This window comes from Nostocoides australiense Ben110 (assembly GCF_001050535.1).
Taxonomy (GTDB): domain Bacteria; phylum Actinomycetota; class Actinomycetes; order Actinomycetales; family Dermatophilaceae; genus Nostocoides_A; species Nostocoides_A australiense.
The window spans coordinates 3,738,241-3,739,240 of the sequence record NZ_HG764815.1 but is presented as its reverse complement, the minus strand read 5'-3'; the positions used below and the strand labels follow the sequence as shown (position 1 = coordinate 3,739,240).

Sequence of the window (1,000 nt, the reverse complement as noted above, 5' to 3'; positions counted from 1 at the left end):
CAGCCGGTCGATCGCCGCGGGGTCCACCGCCCGCAACGAGTCGACGCCCCGGCACAACGGGCACCACGTGCACGTGGCCGGGTGCCCTTCGGATGCCGCCGCGGCCGGGCCCCCGAGGGCGTCGGCGAGCCGGCGGGCCTCTTCGGCAAGGGATCCGGCCGGGTCGGTGGTGTCGCTCATCGAGGCCATTGTGCGGGGTCGGGCACGAAAGCGATCGTCAAATGCCCCGAACGGACCCGCGCGTCGGCCACCGTGCATCGGCTCAGCACCGACGGCAGCGTCACGATGCGCCGGTGATCGCCGACTGTGAGCAGCAGTTCGTCGGCCCGCCGCTGCAGGCCGACCTCCTTGGCGCTCGTGAGCGGCAACCGCAGCGCCAGATCGAACCCGGCGTCGGTGCGCCGCACCTGCATCGGTTCGGCCGTGGCCGGCTTCGTGATGTCGCGGCCGGCAAGCGTCCCCAGGTCCAGCTGGCCGTGCAGCTCGGCCAGGGCCGCCGGCCCGATCGGTTCCCGCTCCAGATAGGGTGAACGCACGACCGGTATGCCGACGAAGGACTGGACCACTTCGTCGATGCCCCGGGTCTGGGCAGCGTTCCACGAGCGCAGCCACTGCGCCGCCGCGCCGTCGCCCTCCTTCAGAGCCGGCGCGGGAAGGATCTTGTTCACGTAAACGGCGTCCACGGCATACCCGTAGAGGCTCAACGAAGTCCAGGTCCGGCGGGACTCGGCGATGACGACGCTCTCGGGGGTGGTGACGAGGCGCACCGACGAGGTGGCGCTGGCGAGCAGGTGGCGCACCGCGAGCATGTCGTCGTGCCAGCGGCGCAGGATCTCGACGATCTCCCGCCCCGGCAGGGGGATGCCGAGGGCAGCGGCGGCAGCGGGCCGGGCGGCGCGCCGCATACCGGCGGTTCCGGGCAGGACCCGGCGCAGGTGCCAGGCGAGGTTCTCGGGGAAGGCGAGCAGCCGCAGCGTCTCGGCGGGGGGGGGGGGGGGGG

2 protein-coding genes are annotated in these 1,000 nt (G+C 73.3%); both read right to left on the bottom strand.

Annotation, left to right across the window (positions count from 1 at the left end; all coding sequences use genetic code 11):
• Positions 1–180 (bottom strand): hypothetical protein (locus BN11_RS24330; protein WP_201329306.1); only part of this gene is annotated, 180 nt, incomplete at its 3' end.
• The coding region (locus BN11_RS18360; protein ID WP_048699760.1) for an ArsA-related P-loop ATPase at positions 177–1,000 on the bottom strand (824 nt) is incomplete at its 5' end. The genes BN11_RS18360 and BN11_RS24330, both read right to left, overlap by 4 nt.